The sequence below is a fragment of the Burkholderia sp. LMU1-1-1.1 genome (genome assembly GCF_040675865.1).
Taxonomy (GTDB): domain Bacteria; phylum Pseudomonadota; class Gammaproteobacteria; order Burkholderiales; family Burkholderiaceae_D; genus Rugamonas.
In genome coordinates, this window is record NZ_JBEGHG010000014.1 from 1 (window position 1) to 24765 (window position 24765).

The following is a 24765-nucleotide window of genomic DNA, read 5'->3' on the forward strand; positions in this document are numbered from 1 at the left end:
TGGCGCCGGCGTACAACATGCATGGTTCGCTGCTGCCGAAGTTTCGGGGCCGCGCGCCGGTCAACTGGGCCGTGCTGCATGGCGCCGACCGCACCGGCGCCACCTTGCACGAGATGACCGTCAAGCCCGACGCCGGCGCCATCGTGGCGCAGACGGCGGTGCCCATCCTGCCCGACGACACGGCCTTCGAGGTGTTCGCCAAGGTCACCGTGGCGGCCGAGCAGACCTTGTGGGGCGTGCTGCCGGCGCTGCTGGCGGGCGACGCCCCGCGCCGCCACAACGACCTGCGGCAGGGCAGTTACTTCGGCGGGCGCACGCCGGCCGACGGCCGCATCGACTGGCGCCGCGACGCGCAGACGGTCTTCAACCTTTACCGCGCGGTGGCGCCGCCGTATCCGGGCGCACACACGGAGGTGGGCGGCGTGTCGCTGACGCTGGCGCGCGCGCGCCTGCTGCCGGGCTGCCTGGCGTCCGGCATGGCGCCCGGCCTGGCCGTGCTCGACGGCGAGATCGTCGGCGTGTGCGGCGACGGCCGCATGCTGGCCATCTCCTCGTTGCTGCACGGCGCGGCGGAAGTATCGCCACAACAGTTACAAACCATGCTGGCCAGTTCGGCGGCGCAGATCGACATCACCCGAGTACACCCATGAAAAAAGTCCTTATCCTTGGCGTCAACGGCTTTATCGGCCACCACCTGTCCAAGCGCATCCTCGAAACCACCGACTGGGAGGTGTTCGGCATGGACATGCACACCGACCGCATCACGGCCCTGCTGGAGAACCCGGCCTACAAGGCGCGCATGCATTTCTACGAGGGCGACATCACGATCAACAAGGAATGGATCGAATACCACGTCAAGAAATGCGACGTGATCGTGCCGCTGGTGGCCATCGCCACGCCGTCGACCTACGTCAAGCAGCCGTTGCGCGTGTTCGAACTCGATTTCGAGGCCAACCTGCCGATCGTGCGCTCGGCCGCCAAATACGGCAAGCACCTGGTGTTCCCGTCGACGTCGGAGGTGTACGGCATGTGCCACGACGAGGAGTTCGATCCGGAACAGTCCGAACTGGTGTGCGGGCCGATCAACAAGCCGCGCTGGATCTATTCCAACGCCAAGCAGTTGATGGACCGGGTGATCTGGGGCTACGGCATGGAGGGACTGAACTTCACGCTGTTCCGTCCCTTTAACTGGATCGGCGCGGGGCTCGACTCGATCCACACGGCCAAGGAGGGCTCGTCGCGCGTGGTGACGCAGTTCTTCGGCCACATCGTGCGCGGGGAGGCCATCTCGCTGGTCGACGGCGGCGCGCAAAAACGCGCCTTCACCTACATTGACGACGGCATCGACGCGCTGGTGCGCATCATCGCCAACACCGGCGGCGTCGCCAGCGGCAAGATCTACAATATCGGCAATCCGGTCAACAATTACTCGATCCGCGAACTGGCCCACATGATGCTGGAGTTGGCCGCCGACTACCCGGAGTACGCGGAGGCGGTGCGGCGGGTGAGGATCGTCGAGACCACGTCCGGCGCCTATTACGGCGACGGTTACCAGGACGTGCAGAACCGCGTGCCGAAGATCACCAACACCAGCGCGGACCTGGGCTGGAAGCCGATCACCGGCATGGCCGACGCGCTGCGGCGCATCTTCGACGCCTATCGCGGCCAGGTCGCGCAGGCGCGGGCGCTGATCGACTGATGGTGGCGACATCACCGCTGCTGACGCTCAAGATCGACGTCGACACCTATCGCGGCACCCGGCTGGGCGTGGACAACCTGGTGCGCACGCTGCGCGCGCACGGCGCCAACGCCACGTTCCTGTTTTCGCTCGGTCCGGACCACACCGGATGGGCCTTGCGGCGCGCGCTGCGGCCCGGTTTTTTCAGCAAGGTCGCGCGCACGTCGGTGGTGGAGCATTACGGCTTGAAGACCCTGATGTACGGCACCTTGCTGCCCGGTCCCGACATCGGCCTGCGCTGTGCGTCCGAACTGCGGGCGGTGCGCGACGCCGGCTTCGAATGCGGCATCCACACCTGGGACCACGTGCTGTGGCAGGATAACGTGGCCGCGCGCGACGAGGCCTGGACGCGCGAGATGATGCGCAAGGCGGCGCGCCGCCATATTGCGGTGTTCGGCGTGGCGCCGCACACCCATGGCGCGGCCGGCTGGCAGATGAACGCCGCCGCCTTTGCCGAGCACGAGGCGGCAGGCTACCGCTATGCCTCCGACGGGCGCGCCGCCCTCGACGACCGGGGCGCGCTGATCGACCCGGCCAGCGGCCCGCACCGCGTATTGGCGGGCGGGGTTGCGGGGGCCTGTGTCCAGCTGCCGACCACCTTGCCCACCCTCGACGAGTTGCTAGGTCGAGAGATCGACGGCAGATTGATCACCGTGGATAACGTCGCGGGGCATGTTTTGTCGCTGACGGCGGACCAGCGGCGCGACCATGTCTACACCTTGCACGCGGAGTTGGAGGGCCAAAAGCTGGCGCCCGTGTTCGAGCGGCTATTGAGCGGCTGGCGCGCGCAGGGGTATCGACTTGGCTCCATGGGCGACTATCATGAAAAGATCAAGCACACCGAACTGCCGGCCGCGCCCTTGGGCTGGGGGGAGCTGCCGGGGCGCTCGGGGCGCGTGATCATGCAGGGCGGGACGCCATGACGGCGCATGGCGCTTCTATCGGGTGGGGCTGGCGACCGAGCCGCGCACCGACATCGTGACAGGGAAATCGCGCGAGATGGCGTGCTCGGTGCCGTAGCATTGATTGAGCAGCCAGCGCACGGCGTTTTGTGTCAGCTGCTGCATCGGTATGTGCACCGACGTCAGGCCGGGCGACGAGTATTCGGCCGAATAGTCGTCGTCGTAGCCGACGATGGAGACCTCGTCCGGGACGTTGATGCCGGCGCGGTGGAAGGCGGCCATCGCGCCGACCGCCATTTCATCATTGGCGCAGAACAGGGCGGTGAACCGGTGGCCTTCTTCGCCCGCGCTGCGCGCTTCGATCAGGCGGCGCGTGGCGCTGAAACCGCCTTCACGGGAGAAATCCGATTCGATCGACTGCACGGCGAAGCGCCCGATGCCATGGCGCTCAAGCTCCTCGAAGAAACCTTCCATGCGCGCCTGGTTGTCGGAAGTGCCGGACGGGCCGGAGATGACGGCCAGTTGACGGTGTCCGGCGTCGAGCAGCGTTCGCGCCGCCAGTTTGCCGCCCTGGCGGTGGTCCGGGCAGAACGAGGCTTCCTCCAGCTGTGCGCTGTGGCGATTGAGGAAGGCCAGCTTGGGATGCATTTTGCGCAGCGCCAGCATGTCCTCGTCGTGCAGGTCGTGGCCCAGCACGACGATGCCGTCGCAATCGCGGCCGATCAGGAACTTGACCGCTTCGATCGCCTCGTCGCGCGGCGTGCCGTCGCCGCAGCCGGTGGCCACCACCACGTGGCGGCGCACGGCGCGCAGTTCGATGTCGGTCTGTTTGAGGATGGTGCCGTAGTAGGCGCCGAAGAACGACGGCACGTAGATGCCGATGATGCCCAGCGATTGTGCCGACAGCGAGCGGCCGATGGACGAGGGGCGGAAATTGAGCTGCTCGATCGCCGCCTGGACCTTCTTCATCGACTCGGCGGACACGGGGCCGGCGCCTGAAATGGCGCGCGATGCCGTCGACATGCCCACGCCGGCCAGCATTGCGACGTCTTTCAGCGTTGCCACACGTTCTCCCGAGCTTAGTCAATCTATATTGGTGAAGCGCTATCCTAGCATGATCTCCCTATGAGAATAGGGTATAATCGTCGATTGCTCGTAATTTTCATGGCGCATTTAGCAACCCCAGGCAACCTATCATGCAATCGCAACCACTCTCCCGCATCACCAAGCCCGCCGCCGCCAGCACCTCCGTGACGGGTGCCGCACCGAAGGTCGGCTTCGTCTCGCTCGGCTGCCCCAAGGCGCTGGTCGACTCCGAACAGATCCTCACCCAGCTGCGTGCCGAAGGCTACGAGACGGCCAAGTCGTATGATGGCGCCGATCTGGTGATCGTCAACACCTGCGGCTTCATCGACGCCGCCGTGCAGGAATCGCTCGACGCCATCGGCGAAGCGCTGGCCGAAAATGGCCGGGTGATCGTGACCGGCTGCCTGGGCGCGAAAAAAGACGCCGCCGGCGACGATATCATCATGAAGGTGCATCCGAAGGTGCTGGCCGTGACCGGCCCGCACGCGCTGGCAGAGGTGATGGACTCGGTCCACTTCCACCTGCCCAAGCCGCACGAGCCGTTCATCGACCTGGTGCCGGCGCAGGGCATCAAGCTGACGCCGAAGCACTACGCCTACCTGAAAATCTCGGAAGGCTGCAACCACCGCTGCAGCTTCTGCATCATCCCCTCGATGCGCGGCGACCTGGTGTCGCGTCCCATCGCGGACCTGATGCTGGAAGCGGAAAACCTGTTCAAGTCGGGCGTGAAGGAACTGCTGGTCATCTCGCAGGACACCTCCGCCTACGGCGTCGACGTCAAGTTCCGCACCGGTTTCTGGAACGGCCGTCCGATCAAGACGCACATGACCCAATTGACCGAAGCGCTGGGCGAGCTGGCCAAGTCGTACGGCGCCTGGGTGCGTTTGCATTATGTTTATCCGTACCCGCACGTGGATCAGGTCATCCCGATGATGGGCGACGGACATATCCTGCCTTACCTGGATATCCCGATGCAGCACGCGCATCCCGACGTCTTGAAGCGCATGAAGCGTCCGGCCAGCGGCGAGAAAAACCTCGACCGCATCCAAGCATGGCGCAAGATGAATCCGGACCTGACGATCCGCTCGACCTTCATCGCCGGCTTCCCGGGCGAGACCGACGCCGAATTCGAGTACCTGCTGGACTTCCTGAAGGAAGCGCAGATCGACCGTCTGGGTTGCTTCGCCTACTCGCCGGTCGAAGGCGCCACAGCCAACGAACTGGCCAACCCGGTGCCGGAAGAGCTGCGCGAAGAGCGCCGCGGCCGCGTGATGCTGCTGCAGGAAGAGATTTCCAAGAACCGCCTGAAGGCCAAGGTCGGCAAGACCGTGCGCGTGTTGATCGATGAAGTCAACCGCAGCGGCGGCATCGGCCGTTCCAGCGCCGACGCGCCGGAAATCGACGGCGTGGTGTATGTCAAGCCGCCGTACGAGCCGCACAAGAAGCTGGTGGTCGGCCAGTTCGTCGACGTCAAGATCACCACCTCCGACGCCCACGACCTGTGGGGCGAGGCGCAGTAACCTGCATGAAGGCGGACCCGCTGTGGTCCGCCTTTTTTTTCACCTGGCTTATGTATTTTGGACATGACGATTAAAAAATCCCCGCAAACGGCACTGATCCACTCCGACTACCAAGCGCCGGAAGGCTTCGCCGCTTTCCCCAGCGCGATCCATCACGCCTCGACGGTACTGTTCAAGAATGTCGCCGCCATGCGCTCGGGCGACTGGAAAGAGAAGAACGCCTATACCTACGGGCTGCACGGCACGCCGACCACCTTCACGCTGGAGGCGCGGCTGGCCGAAATCGAGGACGGCAAGCACTGCCTGCTGGCGCCGAGCGGGCTGGCGGCCATCGCCATGGTCGATTTCGCGGTGCTCAAGGCCGGCGACGACGTGCTGCTGCCGGATAACGTCTACAATCCCAATCGCGAGCTGGGACGCTGGCTGTCGGCCGATTTCGGCATCACCGCGCGCTACTACGATCCGCTGATCGGCGCCGGCATCGCGGCGCTGATCCAGCCCAACACAAAGCTGATCTGGACCGAGGCGCCGGGATCGGTGTCGATGGAGGTGCCTGACCTGCCGGCGATCTGCCAGGCTGCGCACGCGCGCGGCGTGCTGGTCGCACTGGATAACACCTGGGCCGCCGGTTTGGCGCTGCGCGGCTTCGATCTGGGTGTCGACATCATCATGCAGGCGCTGACCAAGTATCAGTCCGGCGGCTCGGATGTGCTGATGGGCGCCGTCATCACGCGCGACGCCGCGCTCAACGAGCGTTTGAGCATGGCGCATATGCGGCTCGGCATGGGCGTGGGCGCGGACGACGCCTATCTGGTGCTACGCGGCTTACCGACGATGCGCCTGCGCTTCGACGCCCACGATGCCGCCGCGCGCAAGCTGGCGGCGTGGCTGCAAGCTCGTCCCGAGATCACCCGGGTGCTGCATCCGGCCTTCACCGATTGTCCGGGCCACGACATCTGGAAGCGCGATTTCAGCGGGGCCGGGGGCTTGTTCTCGGTGCTGTTCGATCCGCGCTTCACGGAAGCGCAGACCGACCGCTTCGTCGATGCGCTGGAACTCTTCAAGATCGGTTACAGCTGGGGGGGAGCCAACAGCCTGGTGATGCCGCATCGGATACAACACATGCGCAAGGACTGGAAGGACCAGGGTATTCTTGTGCGCTTCAACGTCGGCCTCGAGGACGTCAATGATTTGATCGCGGATATCGAACGCGCAATGGGAGTAATGCAGTGAGCCGTTTTTGGAGTGACATCGTTCACGAACTGACGCCCTATACGCCGGGCGAGCAGGTTCGTATGCCCAATCTGATTAAACTGAACACCAACGAGAATCCGTATGGTCCGTCGCCGAAGGCGTTGGCGGCGATGCAGGCCGCCGTCGGCGACTCGCTGCGGCTGTACTCCGATCCCGCCAGCACGGCGGTCAAGGATGCCGTGGCCAAGCGCTTCGGCCTGACGCGCGCGCAGGTCTTCGTCGGCAACAGCTCGGACGAGGTGCTGGCGCATACCTTCCATGCACTGCTCAAGCACGAGAAGCCGCTGCTATGCCCGGATATCAGCTACAGCTTCTATCCGACCTACTGCAGCCTGTATGGCATCGAAGCGCGCCAGGTGCCGCTGAACGCGCAATTGGAGATCGACGTCGCCGACTACGCGCAGCCGTGCGGCGCGATCATCATCGCCAATCCGAACGCGCCGACCGGTATCGCTCTGCCGCTGGACCGGATCGAGGCGCTGCTGGCCGCGCATCCGGACCAGGTGGTGGTGGTCGACGAGGCCTATGTGGACTTCGGCGCCGATAGCGCCATCGCGCTGCTGGACCGCTACGACAATCTGCTGGTGGTGCAGACATTGTCCAAGTCACGTTCGCTGGCGGGTCTGCGGGTCGGTTTCGCCGTCGGCCATCCGGATTTGATCGCCGGGCTTGAGCGGGTGAAGAACAGTTTTAACTGTTATCCGTTGGGGCAGGTGGCGCAGGCCGGCGCGGTGGCGGCGATCGAGGACGTGGCGTATATGGAGCAGACGTCGCAAGCCATTATCGCCACGCGGGCGTGGTTGACGGCGCGGATGGTGGAGCTGGGGTTCGAGGTGTTGCCTTCGCGGGCGAACTTCATCTTCGCGCGCCATCCGGGGCACGACGGCGCGGGCATCGCGGCGGCGCTGCGCGAGCGGGCCATCCTGGTGCGGCACTTCAAGCAAGCGCGTATCGACCAGTTCCTGCGCATTTCGATCGGCACCGACGAGGAGTGCGCGGCGCTGATCGATGCGTTAAAGATGATAGTCGTCTGAATCACGTAGGGCGGATTAGCGTAGCGTAATCGGCCATGCATGCGCCGTTGGCGGCTCATGCATGGCCGATTACGGCGTTCCGCCTAATCCGCCCTACGTGGAATCGTGGGGGAGTCGACTCTTGTGGTGGAATACCGGGTCAATATCCGGACAAACCGCACACTCCAATCCCTTTTGACCTCGATCATTGCTATACTGTGTTTTTATACAGTATCAAAAAACCGAGGCAAGCATGGAGTTGACGGACAAGCTGGAGATCCTGGCCGATGCGGCCAAGTACGACGCCTCCTGCGCCAGCAGCGGCGCGCCGAAGCGCAATTCGATCGGCAAGGACGGTTTCGGCGCGACCACCGGCATGGGCATTTGCCACAGCTATACGCCGGACGGGCGCTGCGTGTCCCTGCTGAAGGTCCTGTTGACCAATTACTGCCTGTACGATTGCCAGTACTGCGTCAACCGCCGCACCTCGAACGTGCCGCGCGCGCGCTTCACGGTGGCCGAAGTGGTGAAATTGACCACCGATTTTTATCTCCGCAATTACATCGACGGGCTGTTCCTTAGTTCCGGCATCATCCAATCGGCCGACTACACGATGGAGCAGTTGGTGCAGGTGGCGCGCGAACTGCGCGAGGTGCACCAGTTCCGCGGCTATATCCATCTTAAAACCATTCCCGACGCCGACCCGGCGCTGATCGCGGCGGCCGGCCGCTATGCGGACCGCTTGAGCGTCAATATCGAGCTGCCGACGCAGGACAGCGTGCAAAAGCTGGCGCCGGAAAAAAGCGTCCACACGATCAAGCTGGCGATGGGTTCCATCCGCCGCAAGCTCGATGAGAAGGCTGAGGAGCCCAAGTCGCCGCGTTTCGCTCCGGCCGGTCAAAGCACGCAGATGATCGTCGGCGCCGACGCCAGCGACGACCAGCAGATATTGACGACGGCGGAGACGCTGTACGGCAGCTACAAGCTCAAACGCGTGTACTACTCCGCCTTCAGCCCGATTCCGCAAAGTCCGAAAAGCGTGCCGTTGGCGCCGCCGCCGATGCTGCGTGAGCACCGTCTGTACCAGGCCGATTTCCTGCTGCGCAGCTATGGCTTCCAGGTCAAGGAGCTGCTGCCGGCGACCGGCAATCTGGCGCTCGACATCGATCCCAAGCTGGCGTGGGCGCTGGAGCACCGTGAGCATTTTCCGATGGACCTGAACCGCGCGGAGCCGCACATGATCGCGCGCATTCCAGGCATCGGCTTGCGCAACGCCCAGCGCTTGATCGATCTGCGGCGGCTGCGGCAGATCCGTTACGCAGATCTGTCGCGTCTGCGCTGCAGTATGAAGAAGATTTCGCCCTTCATCATCACGGCCGATTACTTCCCGTCCAACGACGCCGGCCCGTCCGAGCATCTGCGCCGCGCGATGGCCGACGCGCCGCAGCAGATGAACCTGTGGCCGGAGCTGCGGGCGGCATGATGCGGCGGGTAGTCCGGTCGTTCGACGAATGGCGCGATGCGGCGCGCGAGCTAATCGCGCGCCATGTCGCGCCCGAATTCGTAGAATGGGTATCGCAGCCGGCGGATGGCGATTTGTTTTCGGCCGAGCCGCTGGACGAAGCCGGCGTCGCGCCCGATGTAAATGCGCCACCGGCGACATCCCTGCGGTTGCCGCGCCAGTTGATGGAACTACTCGTCAGCGCCGCGTGTTTCAGCGCGCCGGACCGCTGGTCTTTTTTATACAAGGTGATTTGGCGCTGGCACCTGGGCGAACGCGATGTGATTTCGCCGGCCGATCCCGATGGCGCGCGGCTGCACGGGATGGTGAAGGCTGTTCATCGGGAGGAGCATGACATGCATGCGTATGTACGTTTCCGCGAGCGCAAGGAGGAAGACGGCGCGCCGCGCTTCGTCGCCTGGTTCGAACCGACCCACGAAGTGCTGCCGCAGGTGGCGCGGCATTTCGCCCGCCGCATGGGCAACGTCACGTGGATGATCGCCACGCCGTCGGCGGCCGTGCTGTGGGACGGCGAGCAGCTGCACGAGGCGCCGTCGCTGATGCGCAGCGCCGCCGATATCGAGGACGCCGGCGAGGCGCTGTGGCTGACCTACTACCGCAGCATCTTCAACCCGGCGCGCCTGAACGCCGACCTGCTGCGCAGCCATATTCCGTCGCGGTTCTGGAAGAATCTGCCGGAAGGGGTGATTGTGCCGGCCATGGTCAGCGCCGCCGCCAATGGCGAGCGGCGCACCGGCCAAACCGGTACGGTGGGCCGGCGCGGCGGTGCGACAACGATTCCGATCGCGGCCGAACGCGCGCAACCGCAACGCGAGCAGCCGACCACGCTCGATCAATGCCGCCGCTGCGACCTGTGGGAAAACGCCACCCAGGCGGTGCCCGGCGTCGGGCCCAAGCGGGCGCGCATCATGCTGGTCGGCGAGCAGCCGGGCGACCAGGAGGATTTGCAGGGCCTGCCGTTCGTCGGTCCGGCCGGCGCGGTGCTCGATAAAGCCATGGCGCAGGCGGGCATGGAGCGCGACAGCATCTACCTGACCAATGCCGTCAAGCACTTCAAATGGGAGCTGCGCGGCAAACGCCGGCTGCACAAGACGCCGGCGCAGAAGGAAATCTCCGCCTGCCACCTGTGGCTGGAGGAGGAGTTGGCGCGCGTGCGCCCGGATGTGGTGGTGGCGCTTGGCAGCACGGCGCTGAAGTCGGTGTTGCAGGACGGCAGCGTCACGATGAAATCGGTGATGGACGCGCCAGTCCAGCACGACGGCCGCTGGGTGGTGACGGTCTATCACCCGTCGTATGTGCTGCGCGCCCCGGACGAGGCCACGCGCCGGCAGGCTTACGAGGTGATCGTCGAAGGCCTGCGGCAGGCGAAACGCCTGCTGGGCGGTTAAACGGCTGCCGCCGAGTTTTCGTTCAGGCGGATGAAGCCGACGATCAGGCGGTAGGCTTTCCAGATCCAGGCGCCGACCCACACCAGCCAGGCGACCGGAATGCCGATGATGGTGACCGCCAGCAAGCCGCCAACGGCCATCCAGACGACGTACCACCAGAACGAGCGGATCATCCATGTATGGTGACTGTGGACGAACGTGCCTTCGGTGCTTGGGCGCTGCACGTAGTTGATGATCAGCGGGATCACGGAGAACAAGCCCAGCGAAAATACGAAGCTCACGCCATGGACCACGTAGAGCCACCATGCGGTGGTCTTAGCGGAGCCGACCCGGCTATCCAGAACCAATTCCTGCGACATGGTATTTCCTTTAAAGTTGATGGACCTGGTTGAGATTATAGCAACGTGATTTCGGCTTGGGCGTACAAATTGCAGCGAAATTCCCGCCGAGGACCGGCAACCGTGCGGCGCCGCACACTTACCGGCCGAGGTCTTGGGTGTTACAGCGGCCGCACCGGGATGCAGATGTCGCACACCAACTGGCCATTTTGCGGATTGGTCACGGTGTCTTGCCTGAACATTTCGAAGCACGGGCGGTCGTCGCATTGCAGGCCGCTTTCCGGCAGCCAGTTGCGCGTCAGCCAGGTCCAGGCGTCGGCGATGGCCGTCGGTTGGCCCTCGAAGCGGGCCACGGCGTAGCGGCCGCCGGGCAGGGTGGCGATGTCGGCCGAGCCGCCGGTGTCGAAATTGTCCGGCACCGCGACGCAGGCGTCGTAGCGGCACTTGTCGGGCGGCGTGATGCTGGGGTCGTCGAGGCCCACGCCGTAGCAAGTCTGCTGGCCGAGGCCGTGAGATTGTATCCATGGCGAAACGGTGGCACGCCAGAATACGCCGATGCCGGGCCCGTATGGTCCGATATAGCGATGGTAGGCCACGCGCGCGGCGGGCAGGTCGATGACATTGACGTTCATGTGGAAATCTCCTGGGGCGTTGTTGGAGATGTCATCGTCGTCGATGTCGCGTTGCGGCGTCTGATCGAACTTGCCGAGTACCTGATCCAGATTGCTGTCGGCGGGCCGGCCGCCGGTCGGCAGCGCCTGCGCGGCCAGGCGCTGGCGTGTGTCCCGCCGCCACTCGGTCGGCGTGCAGCCGAATTTGAGCTTGAAGGCGCGCGAAAAGGCTTCGCCGGAGCCGAAGCCGGTGGCCAGCGCCGTTTCCAGCACCGATACGGCTGGTTTGCAGCTGAGTCGAAAGGCCGCCTTCTCCAGCCGCCGCCGGCGCGCGTAGTCGCCCAGGGTTTCGCCCATCCACGCGGCGAACACGCGGTGGAAATGATACGGCGAGAAGTTAGCCACCTCGGCCAGCTGCCGCAGGTCCAGCGGCTGGTCCAGGTGCTGGTCGATATAGTTCAGGACGCGGTTCATGCGCCGCGTATATTCGGCGCGCGGCGAGGGATAGGAGATGTTGGTCATCTGCTAATTATAGCAATGCGATAGCATTCCACTGGCGGCTGGCGTAAAGTAGCCGCTTCTGCCGTTTATTGAGTGTCGTCATGAGCAAAGCTGTTTCGGTGTTGTTTGTCTGCATGGGCAATATCTGTCGTTCGCCGACGGCGGAAGGGGTGTTCCGTCACCGCGTCGAGGCCGCCGGACTGGCCGAGCGGTTCGTCATCGACTCGGCCGGCACCCACGGCTACCACGTCGGCGAGCCACCGGACGCGCGCTCGATGGAGTTCGCCGCCAAGCGCGGCTACGACCTGTCGGCCCAGCGCTCGCGCAAAGTGACGGCCGCCGACTTCGAGGCTTTCGACCACGTGCTGGCGATGGACCACGACAACCTGCGCCTGCTGGAGGCGGCCTGCCCGCCGCAACACCGGCATAAACTGGGGCTGTTCATGGCGCATGCCAGCCGCAGCGGATCGGATGTCGTTCCCGATCCCTACTATGGCGGCGGGCGGGGTTTCGATCTGGTGTTGGACTATATCGAGGACGCCTCGGATGGTCTGATCGCGCTGCTGCGGGCGAAGTAGCATGGCGGTGCTGACAGGCGACGGCCTTTGCCTGCGTCCGCTGCTGATGGCGGACGCACCGGCGCTGACGCGCGCCGCGCTGGAATCGGTATCGACGGTGGGTGTTTGGCTGCCGTGGTGCGACGCTTCCTTTACGCTGGCCGACGCCGAGCACTGGGTGCAGACCTGCGACGCCGATCGCGCCGAGGGCAATGCCTTCAGCGTCGGAATCTTCGACGCCGACGGCGGCGACTACCTCGGCGGCATCGGCATCAACCATATCAATCGCGAACATGATTTTGCCAACCTGGGTTTCTGGGTGCGGCAATCGCGCCAGGGCGAGAGGATCGCGCCGCGCGCGGCGCGGCTGATGGCCGCCTATGGTTTCGAGAAGCTTGGCCTGACGCGGCTGGAGATCGTCGCGGCCGAGCAGAATGAGCGCAGCCGCAAGGTCGCCGAGAAGGCGGGCGCGCGCTTCGAAGGCATCCTGCACAATCGCCTGGTCATACGCGGCGTGCCGATACCGGCGGCGATGTATTCGCTGCTGCCCGCTGTGGCCCGCCGGCGCGGCGCTGTCGGCTAATTCCCACGCCGATGTGGGCGGCGCGCCGATGGGATGTTCAGCCGGTTTGTCGGATACTGGACTCATGAATATCATCAGCCCCGGCGGCCCAATTTCCTGCGATGTCCTGATTGTCGGCGGCGGCCCTGGCGGGCTTCAGGCCGCGATCTATCTGCGCCGGTTTCAGCGCAGCGTCGTGATTGTCGATAAGGGCCACAGCCGCCTGTCCCTGATACCGGTGACGCACAATTACGGTGGATTCCCGGACGGCATACCTGGGCATCAGCTGCAACAGCGCTTGCGCGATCAGCTGGCGCGCTACGATACCCATGTCACCTCGGGCGAAGTGACCCGCCTCGCCGAGGAGGGCGATAGCTTTATCGCCGATTTCAACGACACGCGCGTGTTCGCGCGCATGGTGCTCCTGGCGACCGGCGTGGCCAACGCCGGCCTGCCGGTCGAGAACTGGCGCGAGGCCGTGCGCTCCGGCGCCGTGCGACTGTGCCCGGTCTGCGATGGCTACGACGTGTTGGACAAAAAGATCGCGGTGATCACGTCGCCCGCCAATCCGGTCGGCCATGCCGTGTTCATGCGGACCTTTTCAGCCGATGTGACGCTGTTCGAGCGTGACGACACCGCGCCGCTCGACGCCGAACAGCGTATCCACCTGCAGCAGGCCGGCGTGCGCTATGTGCAGGCGCCGGTCAAGGGCGTGGGCATGACGGCGCTGATGACACCCGTGCTGCGCACCGAGGACGGCGCCGAGCACCATTTCGACGTTCTGTATCCGATGCTGGGCGAGTCGGCGCGCTCGGCGCTGGCGACCGCGCTCGGCGCGCCGGCCGAGCCGGAATGCGGCGAGTTGCTGGTCGATGAATACCAGCGCACCAGCGTGCGGGGACTGTATGCGGTTGGCGACGTGGTGAGGGGCTTGAATCAGATCAGCGTGGCGATGGGGCAAGGCGCGGTGGCGGCGACCAACATCCATGCTAGCTTGCCGCCGCGCTGGCGCGACCCGGCCGGCGCCGGGGAGCCTGACCTCAGTCCCAGGAAGCCGGATCGATAACTCCGACGGCTCGCAGCGCCGGTCGGCAGAACAGATAACCTTGCATCAGATCGATGCCGGCGCCGCGCAGGCAATCCCGTTCGGCCACGGTTTCTATGCCCTCCGCCAGCACTTTGATGTCGAGGTCACGGCAGATGGCGACGATGCCGCGCACAATGGCTTGTTTCGCCGCGCTGTTGTCGATGCCGCGCACCAGGTCCATGTCGATCTTGACGATATGCGGCTGGTATTCGGCCAGCAGGTTCAGGCCCGCGTAACCGGCGCCGAAATCGTCGATCGCGGTTTGAAAGCCGAAACGTCGGTATTCCCTGAAGATGTTGACCAGATGCGGGCGGTCTTGTATCTGCTCGCCCTCCGTCACCTCAAAGATGATGCGTTCGGTCGGAAAGTTGTATTGCCTGGCGGCGTCGAAGGTGCTGCGAATGCAGGCCTCTGGCCGATACACGGCGTTCGGCAGGAAGTTGATCGACAGATAACCCTGCATATCCAGCTCGGCCGCGCCCTTGATCGCGGCGACGCGGCAGGCCTGGTCGAAGGCGTAGCGGTTATCGTTGTTCACCTGCGACAGCACCGACCATGCCGATTCGCCGTTCGGCCCGCGCACCAGCGCCTCATGGGCGTAAATCGAGCGCGTGCCCAGTTCGACGATGGGCTGGTAGGCGAAGGCGAAGTTGAACGGCAGCGGCTCGGCTTTTCTACACTGCGCGCAGCCCGCCGGAGCGGGTGGTTTGCCATGTTCGTTGGGATGGTCGTCGGACATGGCTTTGGCCACTCAAGGTGAAATCAGGATAGTAATGGCAGGATACCGTCTAAACCCACAAAGTTCAACGCCACATTCGCCTGTTCGCGCACCACCGGCTTGGCGCGGAACGCCACCGACATGCCCGAGATGCCCATCATTTTCAGGTCGTTGGCGCCATCGCCCATGACGATGGCCTGCGACGGCGCGATGCCCAGTTCCGCGCACACGCGTTCGACCGTGCGCTTCTTTTCCTCGGCGTCGACGATGGCGCCGATCACCTTGCCGGTCAGCCTGCCGTCGACCACTTCCAGTTCGTTGGCGTTGGTGTAGTCCAGCTCCAGGCGTTTTTTCAGCCGCTCGGTGAAGAAGGTGAAGCCGCCCGACACCAGCAGCGTTTTCAGGCCGGCCTGCCGCACCGCCTTGAGCATGGTCTCCGCGCCCGGCGACAATTGCAGACGCTCGTCGTAGACGCGCTCCAGCGCCGACGCGTCCAGTCCTTCGAGCAGCGCGACGCGGCGCTTGAGGCTTTCGGCGAAATCGAGTTCGCCGCGCATGGCCGCCTCGGTGATCTCGGACACTTGCGGCTTTAAACCCTGCATGTCGGCGATTTCGTCGATGCACTCGATGGTGATCAGGGTCGAATCCATATCCATGGCGACGAGTTTGAATTCGCTCATCTTGTGCATGCCGATGGAATAAGTGGCGTCGAGTTGCGCCGCGTGGGCGGCCACCTCGATGGTCTGGCGCAGTGCCGGCGAAAAGGTGATGCCTTCGCAGCGCAGCGCGCGCTCGTTGATCCAGGTGACGGTTTTCGGTGCGGTGAGGGCGGCGATACGTTCGAGTCGGGCCTTACAATCGTCGAGACCCTGTAAAACCAGGTTCATGGTGTCTTTTGCGTTTTTCATAAAATTAGCGTTGTTTGGGCTATGACATCAAGGTACGACGCCAGCCTCAAGCGGTCAACTGTTTGATGGCGCCTTTGATCTGCGCGACGCGCGCGGCGAGATCCGGCATATTGGCGGTGATCTTGAGCTTGTCCTGGCCGTTGAGCTTGATCTGGCGGTTTTTCTGTATCAGCTCGATGATGCGCATCGGATCGATCGGCGGCTTGGCCATGAACTGCAGGGTTGCCGCCTCGCCGTGGGCGTCGATTTTGACGATGCCGACCGTCTTGGCGGCGATGCGCAGGCGGTGCGTTTCGATCAGCGCCTTGACGGCGTCCGGCAGCTTGCCGAAGCGGTCGATCATCTCTTCCTGCATGTCGTCGATCTTATCCTGGACCGTGCAGTTGGCCATGCGTTTATAGATGGACAAGCGTTCGTGCACGTCGCCGCAGAAGTCGGCCGGCAGCAACGCCGGCACGTGCAGGTTGATCTCGGTGGTGGTGGCCAGCGGCGCTGCCAGGTCGGGCTCCTTGCCCGCCTTGAGCGAGCGCACGGCTTCGTTGAGCATGTCCGAATACAGCTGGAAACCGATTTCGGTCATCTCGCCGGATTGGCTGTCGCCGAGCACCTCGCCGGCGCCGCGGATCTCCAGGTCGTGCATCGCAAGATAGAAGCCGCTGCCCAGTTCTTCCATCTGCTGGATGGCGTCGAGGCGGCGCTGCGCCTGTTTGGTCAGCGACTGCACGTCGGTCACCAACAGGTAGGCATAGGCCTGGTGGTGCGAGCGGCCGACGCGCCCGCGCAGCTGGTGCAGCTGCGCCAGGCCGAACTTGTCGGCGCGGTGCATGATGATGGTGTTCGCGGTCGGCACGTCGATACCGGTTTCGATGATCGTGGTGCACAGCAGGATGTTGAAGCGCTGCGCCACGAAGTCGCGCATGACCTTTTCCAGGTCGCGTTCGTGCATCTGGCCGTGGGCGACGGCGATGCGCGCCTCCGGCAGCAGCTCGGTGAGCATCGCCATGCGGTTCTGGATGGTCTCGACCTCATTGTGCAGGAAATACACTTGACCGCCGCGTTTCAGCTCGCGCAGGCAGGCTTCGCGGATGATCGATTCGCCCTCGCTGCGCACGAAGGTCTTGATCGCCAGCCGCTTTTGCGGCGCCGTAGCGATGACCGAGAAGTCGCGCAGGCCTTCGAGCGCCATGCCCAGGGTGCGCGGAATCGGCGTGGCGGTCAGGGTCAGTACGTCGACTTCGGCGCGCAAGGACTTGAGCGCCTCCTTCTGGCGCACGCCGAAGCGGTGTTCCTCGTCGATGATGACCAGGCCAAGCCGGGTGAACTTGACGTCGTCCGACAGCAGCTTGTGGGTGCCGATGACGATGTCCAGGGTGCCGTCGGCCATGCCCTTGATCGCCTGCGTGATTTCCTTGCCGGTGCGGAAGCGCGACATTTCGGCGATGCGCACCGGCCAGTCGGCGAAGCGGTCGGCGAAGGTTTGCGCATGCTGTTCCGCCAGCAGCGTGGTTGGCGCCAGGATGGCGACCTGCCGGCCGCCCATGACGGCGATGAAGGCCGCGCGCAGGGCGACCTCGGTCTTGCCGAAGCCGACGTCGCCGCACACCAGCCGGTCCATCGGCTTGCCCGACGTCATATCCTTGATGACGTTGTTGATCGCTTCCTGCTGGTCCGGCGTTTCGTCGAAGCCGAAGCTGTCGGCGAAGCGCTCGTAGTCGTGCGCGGAATATTCGAACGCGTGGCCTTCGCGCAGCGCGCGGCGGGCGTAAAGGTTCAACAGCTCGGCGGCGGTGTCGCGCACCTGCTCGGCGGCCTTGCGCTTGGCCTTTTCCCATTGGCCCGAACCGAGCGAATGCAGCGGCGCGTCCTCCGGCGAGGCGCCCGAGTAGCGCGAGATCACGTGCAGCTGCGACACCGGCACATACAGCTTGGTGTCCTTGGCGTATTCCAGGTGCAGGAATTCGGTTTCGCCTTCGCCCAGGTCCATGCTGGTCAGGCCCATGTAGCGCCCGATGCCGTGGTTGATGTGCACCACCGGATCGCCGATCTTCAGCTCCGACAGGTCGCGCACCATCGACTCGACCTGGGTGACGGCTTCCTGCTTCTTTTTGCCGACGCGGCGGCCCGAACCCGCATACAGTTCGGTCTCGGTGATGAAAATCAGGTTCTCGTTCGGCGTCGACAGCTCGAAGCCCGCGTGCAGCGGCGCCACGCCCAGGGCCAGCTTGGCGTCCGAGGTGGCGAAGCCTTCGAAGCCCTCCACCGGTGTGAGCGCCAGGTCGTACTCGGTGAAATACTGCTGCAGCGTTTCGCGGCGGCCGTTCGATTCGGCGCAGATCATCACGCGGCGGCCGGCCTGCAGCAGGTAGGCGCGCAGATTGGTCAGCGGGTCGTCGCTGTGGCGGTTGACGGCGATGTTGGGCACCGGCGCCGACAGCTCGGAGGCGCCACTGTCCGCATCCTTCGAGATCGCCAGCCGGGCGTAAGGCTTGGCCAGCGTGAAGAACTGCTCGTCCGACAGGAACAGCGCCTCCGGCGGCAGGATGGGGCGTTCGCGGTCGGCGCGCAAGAAGCGGTAGCGCGAGCCGGTGTCGGTCCAGAAGCGTTTGATGGCGGCGTCGATGTCGCCCACCAGGGCCAGCGCGGCGCCTTGCGGCAGGTAGTCGAACAGCGTGGCCGTGTCTTCAAAAAACAGCGGCAGGTAGTATTCGATACCGGCCGAGGCGATCCCGCTGGTGATGTCCTTGTAGACCACCGAGCGCGAAGGATCGCCCTCGAACTGTTCGCGCCAGCGGCTGCGGAAGGTGGTGCGAGCCGCTTCGTCCATCGGGAACTCGCGGCCCGGCAGCAAACGCACCTCGTTGACCGGGTACAGCGAGCGCTGGGTGTCGGCGTCGAAGGTGCGGACGGTCTCGATGGTGTCGCCGAACAGGTCGAGGCGGTAAGGGAGCGCGGAACCCATCGGGAACAGGTCGATCAGGCCGCCGCGCACCGAGTATTCGCCGGGCGACATCACCTGCGTTACGTGGGTGTAGCCTGCCAGCGTCAGTTGCGACTTCAGGCGCGCCTCGTCGAGCGATTCGCCTTTTTTGAAGAAGAAGGTGTACCCCGCCAGGAACGACGGCGGCGCCATGCGCACCAGCGCCGTGGTGGCCGGCACCAGCATCACGTCGCACTGGCCGCTGGAGATCTCGTGCAGGGTGGCCAAGCGCTCGGAGACCAGGTCCTGGTGCGGCGAGAACGCGTCGTAGGGCAGCGTTTCCCAGTCCGGCAGCAGGTGGCAGCGCAGCTTGTCGCCGCCGAACCATGGAATCTCGTCGAGCAGGCGCTGGGCGTCGCTGGCGTTGGCGACGATCACGGCCAGCATCTGGCCCTGCGACTTCAGTTCGAGCGCGGTGAGCGCGAGCGCGTAGGCATCCGACGAGCCGTGCAAGGTGGGCAGGGCGAAGCGGTTACCGGGTTTGGGAATCGATTTGGCTAAGACTAAGGGCACAATAGGGGCGACGCAGATTTAACGGTTACGGGTGGTTAGTCAACGGTCAGGGGCGCCGCGGTGGCGACGCCGGTGCCGACATTATAGACGATGCCCGCCCGCGCCGTGGTCCGGCCTGAGCCGGTGCCGGACGGTCGATCAGATGGTCAGCTTGGGCGGCCGGTTGGCCACGCCGAACGGCACGTGCACCATCGGGATGTTGCCGCCGACCGACTTCAAATGACTAAGCTGGTCGTCGAAGAAGATGTGCGGCTTGAAGATGGCCAGTACCCGCGATTTCTCCATGCCGCCAAGGAAAAATGTCTCGTTGGCGGACACACCCCAGCTTTTGAGCGTGGTGACGACGCGTTCGTGCGAGGGCGCGCTGCGCGCCGTGATGATGGCGATGCGCAGGATTTTTTTGTAGCCGGGATCGCGGCGCTGCGCCCGTTCCTCCAGCCGCTGCATCAGCGACAGCTTCTGGAACAGGTCGGCCAGCGGCCCTGGCTGGTGCGGGATCGCCACCCGTTCGCGTTCGTGGGCGTGGAACTCGTCGACGTCGTTGTTGCGCTTGAAGACGGTTTCGGATTCGTCGTCGGCGATGACGCCGTCGAAGTCGAAGGCCACGCGCAGTTCGGTGTCGTCATCGTCGTCCTCGGTGCGCGAGGGCAGCACCAGCCCGGCCGGATAATTGGCCTCGAGCGCGTTGCGCACGTCTTCCTCGTTAGCGCTGAGAAACAGCGACGTGTTGAAGGCGGGCAGGTAGGTGTACGGCGACTTGCCTGTGACGAAGCAGGCGCGCGAGATATCGAGCTTGTAGTGGGCGATGGAATTCATCACGCGCAGGCCGGTTTCCGGCGAGTTGCGCGACAGCAGCACGACCTCCACCGGCGAGGACTGCGCGTAGTGCTTGTTGATGCCGAGAAAGCGCCGGATGAACGGAAACGCCACACCCTTGCCCAGTATCACGTCGATATGCTGTTCCTGATACTTCCGGTATTCCTCGGCGCCGCCTTCCAGGTAGATCTTGTGGGATTCGGTCAGATCGAACAGCGCGCTGGAGGCGATGCCGATGACCAGTTTATGCTCAATTGGGTAAGCCATGGTTACAGTGGAAAGGTTGCTGTGCCGGGTTGCTAGAAGTGCCACTCTACCCGATTCGCGCGGATAACGGCGGGCCTATCGGAAATTTCATCGCAGCAACTGTTCGATTGGTTCTATACTGCGCTGTTTTTGACCAACCCGCGCTCATCGCGGACATCCGGCGTGCTCCATCTCGAAACCCTGTTACTGGTTCACTTGTGCGTGACCTTGCTGACCACGGCGCTGGTGGCGGCGTCGGCGAACTATGCGGACAGCCCGCCCGAGCTGCGTTGGTGGGCGGCGGGCAATCTGTGCGTGTCGGTGGGCGTGGTCATGACCCTGGTCGAGTCCTTGCCGCCGTTGCTCACCAGCGTCGCCGGCTACGGCATCATCGCCTTCGGCCTGGCGCTGGTGCTGCGCGGTTTGCGCGTGTACGGCGCGGGCACCTTGTCGTGGCCGATGATTGCGGTTATCACCGGCATCGCGCTGCTGGTTCCCTGTTACTACACCCTGGTCGAGCCCAGCCGTGGCGCGCGCCTGGTGTTCAGCGGCTTCTATTTCGGCGTGCTCGATTTGTGGTGCGCCGCCGCCATCGCGCGGCACGGTGGCTGGCGTGTCAACTGTATCGGCGTGACCGGCTTTATCGCGCTTGGTTGCGCGCTGGTGCTGCGCGGTACCCACATGCTGCTGCATACCGATTTATCCGATCCGACCAACGCGCTGATGATGGGCGTGACGGCCTTGGTGATCCCGCTGGCGCAAATCTGTATCTCGTTCGGGTTGATCGTGATGGTGATGCGGCGTTACGCCGAGCGCTTGCGCCGGCTGTCGACGCTCGACACGCTGACCGGCACGCTCAACCGCGCCGGCCTGGAACTGCAGGGCAAGCGGGTGGGGCTGCGCGCCCTGCGCGGCGGGCGCAGCCTGGCGGTGGTGATGATCGACGTCGACCATTTCAAGGTGATCAATGATAGCCATGGCCACCTCGTCGGCGACGAGGTGTTGCGCCACTTGTCTGCATTGCTGAGGCTGGAGTTGCGCCCGCAGGACGTGCTGGCGCGCTTCGGCGGCGAGGAGTTCGTGCTGGTGCTGGACGGTTTGGACCTGCCCGACGCGCTGCGGCTGGCCGAGCGGCTGCGGGCGCGCATCGAGCTGACGGAGGCGTCAATGGGGGACGTGACCGTGCGCTTGACCGCCAGCCTGGGCGTGGCGTGCTCCGATCAGCACGGCTACGACCTGATCCGGCTGATCTCGGCCGGCGACGCGGCCTTGTACGAGGCCAAGCGGGCTGGGCGGAACCGGGTGACCGCCGGTTAAATTGCTGCGGTGCCGCGCCGTCGCGATTGTCCCCGGCGCGCCACACTGTGTGCGATAACTGTTGACGTGCAATCCGCTGGCCCGCATATTGTGTGTGATTCGAACAATAAGCAAGCCACTTCGTGGCGTAGTAGTACAGTGAAGCAGCCCCCGTGGCTGCTTTTTTTTGTCTGATAAGCCTCAAACGAAGCGCGTGTCGCGCGTGTTAACTTGGTCGTTCCGCCCGTGCCCCGAGGAGCTATCATGCCTGCCAACAACGAAGAGAATCCGATTGAAAACGCGCCCCATGGCGCCTATGATGGACGTGTCGAAGTGCGTCTCGCCGTGGTCGAGAAACGCATGTCGGCGGTGGAGGTGGATGTGGCGGTGATACGAACGAGCTTTGCGACCAAAGAAGATGTGGCGTCGTTGCGCAACGAGATTCGTGTGTTCGGCGAGCGCATCATAACCGCGTTGCATGAGCAGAAGCTCGAGTTCAATATTGCGCTGGCTAAGCAGCGGGAAGACCTCTTCGCCGCGTTGGCCGCCCAACGCGAGGAATTCAAGAACGCGTTGGCGACACAACGCGAGGAGTTCAAGGACGCGTTAGCGACTCAACGTGACGAATTCAAAGACGCGTTAGCGACTCAACGCGACGAATTCAAAGACGCGTTGGCCAAACAGCGCGAAGAATTCAAGGATGCGCTGGCGGAACAGCGGATCACCTTGTATAAGATGCAGATGTCCCACATGTGGAAGCTGTACGGTTTCGCCTCGCTGCTGATGACCGGCGTCTACTTCATCGCGCGCTACGTCCCCTAAGCCGCCGTCATATCGCGCTGACGATGATGGTCACGCGGCGGTTCTGCGCGCGGCCGGTCTCGGTGGCGTTGTCGTCGATCGGACGCGCGTCGCCATAGCCGACGCGGCGGATGTTACTTTCCTTGAAGCCCGCCGTCACGAAGACCTGCGCGGCGGCGGCCGCGCGGCGCTCCGACAATGCCTGGTTGTAGGTCGCCGCGCCCCGGTTGTCGGTGTGGCCTTCGATACTGAGCTCGCTGACGCCGACCGACAACAGCACGGCCGCCGTGGCGGCGATGTCCTTCACGCCCTCGTCGGTCAGCTTGTCGCTGTCGAAGCCAAACGTCACGCGTCCGCCGACCTCGCCGCCGCCGTCGGTGCTCAGGCTTTTTTCCCAGCCGCGCGTGGTCGGCTTGAATCCCAGCGACTGCAGGGCCGCCTGGCGCGCCGTAATGACCGGCGCGGCCGGCTCGGCCGGTTTCGGGGAGGCGCAAGCGCCCAGCAGGCCGGCGGCCAGCGCCACGGCCACGAGGTTGAACAGGGCGCCCGAAGCGCGGCGGTGAAATACGGTCATGATGTCGATTAATCTATCACTTGTGGTTGAAAAAGGGCGTCGCTGCCGCGCGCGCGGCTTTTGGCCACGTACATAGCCGAGTCCGCCGAGCTGACGAGGGCGTCGATGCTGTCGCCGTGGTCCGGATAGATGGCGCCGCCGATGGTCACGCCCAGCGGCAGGATCTGGCCGTCCTCCAGCCGCAGCGGCTGCCGCAGCGATTGCCGGATGCGCGAGATCGACGACAGCACGTCGTCCGAGTCGCCGATCGGGTGCAGCAGCACGACGAATTCGTCGCCGCCCTGGCGCGCCACGAAGTCCGTTTCCCGCACGGACGCGCGCAGGCGCTGCGCCAGGGTCTCGAGCAGGACGTCGCCGACGGCGTGGCCCATCGAATCGTTGACCTGCTTGAAGCGGTCCATGTCGATGAACAGCACGGCGGCGCGTTCGTCGAGGCGGCGGCAACGCGCCAGCACCTCGCGCAGGTGCTCGACCAGATAGCGGCGGTTGGGCAGTCCGGTCAGACCGTCGTGCAGGCTGGTATGGCGCAGGCGCAGGTTGGCGCTGCTCAGTTGCTCATGGCGTTCGGCGATCTCGTTCTGGTGCGATTGCAGCTCCGTCAGCAGGTGGTTGAAGTCCTCGGCCAGCGTATTGATCTCCAATACCGTACCGATGTCGGCGCGCGAATCGAAGCGGCGGTGTTCGCGCGTCTCCTTGGTCAGGCGCACCAGCGCCGACACCGGTTCGACGATCAACCGCGCCAGCCGGTGCGACCACCACCACGCCGCCACCGCGCTCAGGGCCAGCGACGACAGCACCGCCGCCAGCAGGCCGGCCAGGGAGTTGAGCAGGACGCGGCCGTCGGAGCTGAGGCGCACCTCGCCCAGCGGCCGCGCGCCGGCCGCCACCGGGGCCGACACCGACATCGGCAGCAGCCACGCGGCGACCCGGCGCGCCAGCGCGTCGTGCTTGCCGGCCGGCGGACGGCGGTAGTGCAGCAGCACCGCGCCGCGCCGGTCCAGCACCTCGACCGTGGCCAGTTGCTCGCTGTCGGCCAGCGGCTTGACCAGTTCCATCAGCGCGTCGGTATCCTTGAAGCGCAACGCCGGCTCGCCGGCGTAGGCCAGCGAACGCGCCGCCAGCGACAGCGCGTGGGTGGCCTGCTGCTGCAGGCTGTACAGCGTTACGCCGCCCATCAAGGCGGTCGCGCAGCCCAGCGCCACCAGGACGCTGCGCCATTGGCCGCGCCGCACCAGCGCGGCGATGCTCTGCGGTGCCGGCGTCATCGCGTCGCTCCGTCGCGCACACCGAGCTGCAACATGCGCGGATTCAGGCGCAAGCCGCTGAAGGCGATGGCGTCCAGGTTGGCCCGAAAGCGCAGTCCCTTGGCGCTTTCGATCAGGCAGATCTGGCCGGAATAGGAGCAGAAATTCTCCCCCCGGCCCAGGGTCAGGATGGGGCGTTTATTCAATTTCAACAGCAGTCCTTGCTGGGTAGCGGTCGGCATGTCCGGGAACAGCACCGCCTGGCAGCCGAACAGCTCGGCCGCCAGCGCCGGCTCCATGCGGCGCATGGCGACCTTGAGCGGCGGCGCCGGCGTCATGGCGGCGAAGGACGCGGCCAGCGCGGCGGCGCCGGCGTCGTTGTCGCCCAGGCACAGCGTGATCGGCTCGGGCGCCCCCGGCCAACGGGTGTATTGGACGATGCCCAGCACCAGGTCGGCCAGCTCGTCGGCGTTGGCGGTGGCCTGCGCCAGCGCGGCCCCCGGCAGTTGTGGCAGTACCGCCGACAGGACCGCGATCAGGAAGCGGCGGACGGGAAGAGGTCGGAGGAGTTGCAAGGGAGCCGGATGGTCGGG

The 24765-nt window shown here is 64.8% G+C and carries 23 protein-coding genes; 13 read left to right on the top strand and 10 right to left on the bottom strand.

Features of this window, described 5'->3' with window-relative positions; genetic code table 11:
- From MRBLMU1_RS14875 to MRBLMU1_RS14885, 3 genes are all read left to right on the top strand, one after another.
- A partial coding sequence (locus MRBLMU1_RS14875; protein ID WP_363502635.1) for a formyltransferase family protein occupies positions 1-650 on the top strand: 650 nt, incomplete at its 5' end.
- Positions 647-1699 carry a bifunctional UDP-4-keto-pentose/UDP-xylose synthase gene (locus MRBLMU1_RS14880; RefSeq protein ID WP_363502637.1) on the top strand — a complete coding sequence of 351 codons (1053 nt, stop codon included), beginning with the start codon at positions 647-649 and terminating at the stop codon, positions 1697-1699. The genes MRBLMU1_RS14875 and MRBLMU1_RS14880, both read left to right, overlap by 4 nt.
- A complete protein-coding gene (locus MRBLMU1_RS14885; protein WP_363502639.1) occupies positions 1699-2661 on the top strand; it encodes a xylanase in 963 nt (320 codons plus the stop codon). The genes MRBLMU1_RS14880 and MRBLMU1_RS14885 overlap by 1 nt, the downstream gene beginning before the upstream one ends.
- 15 nt (positions 2662-2676) lie before the next feature.
- Here MRBLMU1_RS14885 and MRBLMU1_RS14890 read toward each other — a convergent pair whose 3' ends face one another.
- Positions 2677-3705, bottom strand: coding sequence for a LacI family DNA-binding transcriptional regulator (locus tag MRBLMU1_RS14890; protein WP_363502641.1), 1029 nt, complete (start codon positions 3703-3705; stop codon positions 2677-2679).
- A gap of 131 nt (positions 3706-3836) precedes the next feature.
- Here MRBLMU1_RS14890 and rimO point away from each other — a divergent pair, with 131 nt between their 5' ends.
- The 5 genes from rimO (at position 3837) to MRBLMU1_RS14915 (ending at position 10423) form a co-directional block, all read left to right on the top strand.
- On the top strand, positions 3837-5246 hold the full coding sequence (gene rimO / locus MRBLMU1_RS14895; protein WP_363502643.1) for a 30S ribosomal protein S12 methylthiotransferase RimO: 1410 nt from the start codon (positions 3837-3839) through the stop codon (positions 5244-5246).
- 63 nt (positions 5247-5309) lie between these two features.
- Positions 5310-6479 carry a cystathionine beta-lyase gene (locus MRBLMU1_RS14900; RefSeq protein ID WP_363502645.1) on the top strand — a complete coding sequence of 390 codons (1170 nt, stop codon included), beginning with the start codon at positions 5310-5312 and terminating at the stop codon, positions 6477-6479.
- The gene (gene hisC, locus MRBLMU1_RS14905) at positions 6476-7534 is read left to right on the top strand and encodes a histidinol-phosphate transaminase (protein ID WP_363502647.1); all 1059 of its coding nucleotides are present in this window, start codon (positions 6476-6478) and stop codon (positions 7532-7534) included. The genes MRBLMU1_RS14900 and hisC overlap by 4 nt, the downstream gene beginning before the upstream one ends.
- A gap of 232 nt (positions 7535-7766) precedes the next feature.
- On the top strand, positions 7767-8996 hold the full coding sequence (locus MRBLMU1_RS14910) for a putative DNA modification/repair radical SAM protein (protein ID WP_363502649.1): 1230 nt from the start codon (positions 7767-7769) through the stop codon (positions 8994-8996).
- A complete protein-coding gene (locus MRBLMU1_RS14915) occupies positions 8993-10423 on the top strand; it encodes a UdgX family uracil-DNA binding protein (protein ID WP_363502651.1) in 1431 nt (476 codons plus the stop codon). Before MRBLMU1_RS14910 ends, MRBLMU1_RS14915 begins: the two co-directional genes overlap by 4 nt.
- On the opposite strand, the gene MRBLMU1_RS14920 is transcribed toward MRBLMU1_RS14915, so the two are convergent.
- Positions 10420-10782: a DUF4870 family protein gene (locus MRBLMU1_RS14920; protein ID WP_363502653.1), complete on the bottom strand. Its 363-nt coding sequence runs from the start codon at positions 10780-10782 to the stop codon at positions 10420-10422. The genes MRBLMU1_RS14915 and MRBLMU1_RS14920 overlap by 4 nt on opposite strands.
- A gap of 140 nt (positions 10783-10922) precedes the next feature.
- Positions 10923-11894, bottom strand: a complete 972-nt coding sequence (locus MRBLMU1_RS14925) for an AraC family transcriptional regulator (RefSeq protein ID WP_363502655.1) — start codon at positions 11892-11894, stop codon at positions 10923-10925.
- A gap of 80 nt (positions 11895-11974) precedes the next feature.
- On the opposite strand from MRBLMU1_RS14925, the gene MRBLMU1_RS14930 reads away from it, so the two are divergent.
- From MRBLMU1_RS14930 to MRBLMU1_RS14940, 3 genes are all read left to right on the top strand, one after another.
- Positions 11975-12451 (top strand): low molecular weight protein-tyrosine-phosphatase, encoded by a 477-nt coding sequence (locus MRBLMU1_RS14930; protein WP_363502657.1) that lies wholly within the window; start codon positions 11975-11977, stop codon positions 12449-12451.
- A 1-nt stretch (position 12452) separates the two neighbouring features.
- Positions 12453-13013 (top strand): GNAT family N-acetyltransferase, encoded by a 561-nt coding sequence (locus tag MRBLMU1_RS14935; protein ID WP_363502659.1) that lies wholly within the window; start codon positions 12453-12455, stop codon positions 13011-13013.
- Positions 13014-13077: 64 nt separating this feature from the next.
- Positions 13078-14058 (top strand): NAD(P)/FAD-dependent oxidoreductase, encoded by a 981-nt coding sequence (locus tag MRBLMU1_RS14940; protein WP_363502661.1) that lies wholly within the window; start codon positions 13078-13080, stop codon positions 14056-14058.
- Here the strand turns inward: MRBLMU1_RS14940 and MRBLMU1_RS14945 are convergent.
- The 4 genes from MRBLMU1_RS14945 to MRBLMU1_RS14960 all read right to left on the bottom strand — a co-directional run bounded on the left by MRBLMU1_RS14945 (position 14033) and on the right by MRBLMU1_RS14960 (position 20278).
- The gene (locus tag MRBLMU1_RS14945; RefSeq protein ID WP_363502663.1) at positions 14033-14818 is read right to left on the bottom strand and encodes an EAL domain-containing protein; all 786 of its coding nucleotides are present in this window, start codon (positions 14816-14818) and stop codon (positions 14033-14035) included. The genes MRBLMU1_RS14940 and MRBLMU1_RS14945 overlap by 26 nt on opposite strands.
- A gap of 23 nt (positions 14819-14841) precedes the next feature.
- Positions 14842-15684 (bottom strand): phosphoserine phosphatase SerB, encoded by an 843-nt coding sequence (serB, locus tag MRBLMU1_RS14950; protein WP_363502806.1) that lies wholly within the window; start codon positions 15682-15684, stop codon positions 14842-14844.
- A gap of 67 nt (positions 15685-15751) precedes the next feature.
- Complete coding sequence (mfd, locus tag MRBLMU1_RS14955) at positions 15752-19195, bottom strand: transcription-repair coupling factor (RefSeq protein WP_363502665.1); 3444 nt, start codon at positions 19193-19195, stop codon at positions 15752-15754.
- 138 nt (positions 19196-19333) lie between these two features.
- Positions 19334-20278 carry a 5'-nucleotidase gene (locus MRBLMU1_RS14960; protein WP_363502667.1) on the bottom strand — a complete coding sequence of 315 codons (945 nt, stop codon included), beginning with the start codon at positions 20276-20278 and terminating at the stop codon, positions 19334-19336.
- 162 nt (positions 20279-20440) lie between these two features.
- On the opposite strand from MRBLMU1_RS14960, the gene MRBLMU1_RS14965 reads away from it, so the two are divergent.
- Positions 20441-21574: a GGDEF domain-containing protein gene (locus tag MRBLMU1_RS14965; protein WP_363502669.1), complete on the top strand. Its 1134-nt coding sequence runs from the start codon at positions 20441-20443 to the stop codon at positions 21572-21574.
- A gap of 243 nt (positions 21575-21817) precedes the next feature.
- Positions 21818-22375 (top strand): hypothetical protein, encoded by a 558-nt coding sequence (locus tag MRBLMU1_RS14970; RefSeq protein ID WP_363502671.1) that lies wholly within the window; start codon positions 21818-21820, stop codon positions 22373-22375.
- A gap of 7 nt (positions 22376-22382) precedes the next feature.
- Here the strand turns inward: MRBLMU1_RS14970 and MRBLMU1_RS14975 are convergent, their stop codons facing one another.
- From MRBLMU1_RS14975 to MRBLMU1_RS14985, 3 genes are read right to left on the bottom strand one after another with little or no spacing between them, the layout of a single operon-like run.
- A complete protein-coding gene (locus tag MRBLMU1_RS14975; RefSeq protein ID WP_363502673.1) occupies positions 22383-22928 on the bottom strand; it encodes an OmpA family protein in 546 nt (181 codons plus the stop codon).
- 8 nt (positions 22929-22936) lie between these two features.
- Positions 22937-24193 (bottom strand): diguanylate cyclase domain-containing protein, encoded by a 1257-nt coding sequence (locus MRBLMU1_RS14980; protein ID WP_363502675.1) that lies wholly within the window; start codon positions 24191-24193, stop codon positions 22937-22939.
- The gene (locus tag MRBLMU1_RS14985; RefSeq protein WP_363502677.1) at positions 24190-24747 is read right to left on the bottom strand and encodes a YfiR family protein; all 558 of its coding nucleotides are present in this window, start codon (positions 24745-24747) and stop codon (positions 24190-24192) included. Before MRBLMU1_RS14985 ends, MRBLMU1_RS14980 begins: the two co-directional genes overlap by 4 nt.
- Between the last annotated feature and the right edge of the window lie 18 nt (positions 24748-24765).

Excerpts from the sequence above, each read along its gene's own strand:
- MRBLMU1_RS14880 (WP_363502637.1), top strand. The coding sequence starts at position 647 with ATGAAAAAAGTCCTTATCCTTGGCGTCAACGGCTTTATCGGCCACCAC.
- MRBLMU1_RS14885 (WP_363502639.1), top strand. The coding sequence starts at position 1,699 with ATGGTGGCGACATCACCGCTGCTGACGCTCAAGATCGACGTCGACACC.
- rimO (WP_363502643.1), top strand. The coding sequence starts at position 3,837 with ATGCAATCGCAACCACTCTCCCGCATCACCAAGCCCGCCGCCGCCAGC.
- MRBLMU1_RS14900 (WP_363502645.1), top strand. The coding sequence starts at position 5,310 with ATGACGATTAAAAAATCCCCGCAAACGGCACTGATCCACTCCGACTAC.
- MRBLMU1_RS14910 (WP_363502649.1), top strand. The coding sequence starts at position 7,767 with ATGGAGTTGACGGACAAGCTGGAGATCCTGGCCGATGCGGCCAAGTAC.
- MRBLMU1_RS14915 (WP_363502651.1), top strand. The coding sequence starts at position 8,993 with ATGATGCGGCGGGTAGTCCGGTCGTTCGACGAATGGCGCGATGCGGCG.
- MRBLMU1_RS14920 (WP_363502653.1), bottom strand. The coding sequence starts at position 10,782 with ATGTCGCAGGAATTGGTTCTGGATAGCCGGGTCGGCTCCGCTAAGACC.
- MRBLMU1_RS14925 (WP_363502655.1), bottom strand. The coding sequence starts at position 11,894 with ATGACCAACATCTCCTATCCCTCGCCGCGCGCCGAATATACGCGGCGC.
- MRBLMU1_RS14930 (WP_363502657.1), top strand. The coding sequence starts at position 11,975 with ATGAGCAAAGCTGTTTCGGTGTTGTTTGTCTGCATGGGCAATATCTGT.
- MRBLMU1_RS14935 (WP_363502659.1), top strand. The coding sequence starts at position 12,453 with ATGGCGGTGCTGACAGGCGACGGCCTTTGCCTGCGTCCGCTGCTGATG.
- MRBLMU1_RS14940 (WP_363502661.1), top strand. The coding sequence starts at position 13,078 with ATGAATATCATCAGCCCCGGCGGCCCAATTTCCTGCGATGTCCTGATT.
- MRBLMU1_RS14945 (WP_363502663.1), bottom strand. The coding sequence starts at position 14,818 with ATGTCCGACGACCATCCCAACGAACATGGCAAACCACCCGCTCCGGCG.
- serB (WP_363502806.1), bottom strand. The coding sequence starts at position 15,684 with ATGAACCTGGTTTTACAGGGTCTCGACGATTGTAAGGCCCGACTCGAA.
- MRBLMU1_RS14960 (WP_363502667.1), bottom strand. The coding sequence starts at position 20,278 with ATGGCTTACCCAATTGAGCATAAACTGGTCATCGGCATCGCCTCCAGC.
- MRBLMU1_RS14970 (WP_363502671.1), top strand. The coding sequence starts at position 21,818 with ATGCCTGCCAACAACGAAGAGAATCCGATTGAAAACGCGCCCCATGGC.
- MRBLMU1_RS14975 (WP_363502673.1), bottom strand. The coding sequence starts at position 22,928 with ATGACCGTATTTCACCGCCGCGCTTCGGGCGCCCTGTTCAACCTCGTG.
- MRBLMU1_RS14980 (WP_363502675.1), bottom strand. The coding sequence starts at position 24,193 with ATGACGCCGGCACCGCAGAGCATCGCCGCGCTGGTGCGGCGCGGCCAA.